Origin of the sequence: Synechococcus sp. H55.2 (genome assembly GCF_047462495.1) — a bacterium.
Taxonomy (GTDB): Bacteria; Cyanobacteriota; Cyanobacteriia; order Thermostichales; family Thermostichaceae; genus Thermostichus.
In genome coordinates this window covers 1-875 of the sequence record NZ_JANSJH010000209.1, presented here as the reverse complement: position 1 = coordinate 875, position 875 = coordinate 1, and the positions used below count along the sequence as shown (strand labels likewise).

The window sequence follows — 875 nt, the reverse complement described above, 5'->3', positions numbered from 1 at the left end:
GTATCTGGCAGAGAAAGTAGAAACCCTTGGTGTTCCTTTGCCCTATGCAGCCACCTTCAGGTATTCGACAAAGAGAGCTTTGCAAGCTACTGGGCCTAGACTATAAAACCGTGGCCGAAGAAGCAAGGCACCTGGGACTGAGCACGCATGCCTACTTACAGCAAAAAACAGGCTGGATTTTGAGGAATGAGCTCTACTATCCCCCCGGCACTGCCTTTGGCGAGTCAGCAGGATCGTCTCCTACCTCCTCAGAAAAGCTACCCTCCAGCAGCAGAACCAATTCTAGGAAAAGGAAGGATATCCTCTCACTGCTGTTGTTGCTTGTTGTCCTGGTAGCTGCTATCTTGCTGGCCCGTCGCTTAGATCCAGACACAACTCGAGAATTTATAGCAAAACTAGGCCCATGGGCACCCCTTGCTCTGATCGGATTACGCTCCTTGAGTATTATTATTCCTGCCATACCTAGCACTGTTTACTCCATCCTGGCAGGAGCACTCTTTGGATTTGGGGCAGGAATCCTTTACATTGCAATTGCCGATTTTACCTCTTGTACACTTAACTTTTATCTGGCCAGAAAGTTCGGTAGAGGCCTAGTACAGCGAATGGTTGGGCGACAATGGATGTATAAAGTCGATGCCCTTTCAGCCAACTATCTGGAAAACAATATTTTCCTTACGGCCGGGTTTTTAATGACGGGCCTATTCGACTTTGTCGCCTACGCTGCCGGCCTAACCCAAATGAAATGGCAGAACTTTCTTCTCGCGCTAGCTTTGGGCATTGCCGTCTCTACACCCCCAGTAGTAGCTCTGGGGGCAGGGATCCTAGAGCAGGGAAGGTGGCTGCTGGGCTTTGCTCTGCTGGGAATGTTTGCTTTA

At 49.7% G+C, this 875-nt stretch carries 1 protein-coding gene; it reads left to right on the top strand.

The genetic code is table 11. The features are described from left to right. Positions 1–44: 44 nt before the first annotated feature. The coding region (locus NW844_RS12965) for a TVP38/TMEM64 family protein (protein WP_414336246.1) at positions 45–875 on the top strand (831 nt) is incomplete at its 3' end.